Below are 521 nucleotides of genomic sequence, written 5' to 3' on the forward strand. Positions count from 1 at the left end.
TCGTAATCCCCCAGGTTCTTCGCTGGACGCAACGCTGCTCAACACATCTGCACACCGTTCACACCGCCCAGTACCGGAGTGAAGTTGCCTTTAAGCCGGCGATATTCGAGGCGCACGTTGTACTCGGTACCGGCCTTAAGACTGGCCGTTTTGACAGTGCGCGGCACCACTGGAATCAGGTCGAACGAGACTTGCGAGCCCTCATCCTCAAGCACCAGCTCGTCATTGATCCAGAGTTTATAGGCACCGTCCGCCCGTACCTTGAACACCTGAGGGCCGCTGATCGTCGGTTTGATCTTGCTGGTGAAGCGCGCCGAGAACGAGCCTGCTGACGGGGTATAGCCGTTGACTGTGCTGGTGCCGTTATCGGTCTGGTTGGTGTTGGTAATCCAGTCCAGATTGATGCCGGGTTCGACGCGGGTTGCAACCGGGTCGCCGGACAGCGAGGTATTGGCGTAATACTCGGCTTTTACACCGGTATTGCTGATGGCCTGTTGGTCTTTAGCGGGCTGATACCAGAC

General features: G+C 57.4%; 1 pseudogene. It reads right to left on the minus strand.

Features of this window, described 5'->3' with window-relative positions:
* Nucleotides 1–41: 41 nt before the first annotated feature.
* A pseudogene (locus ALO43_RS04330) lies at nucleotides 42–521 on the minus strand (PA14 domain-containing protein); the annotation flags it as partial.

It is taken from the genome of Pseudomonas tremae, assembly GCF_001401155.1.
GTDB lineage: Bacteria > Pseudomonadota > Gammaproteobacteria > Pseudomonadales > Pseudomonadaceae > Aquipseudomonas > Aquipseudomonas tremae.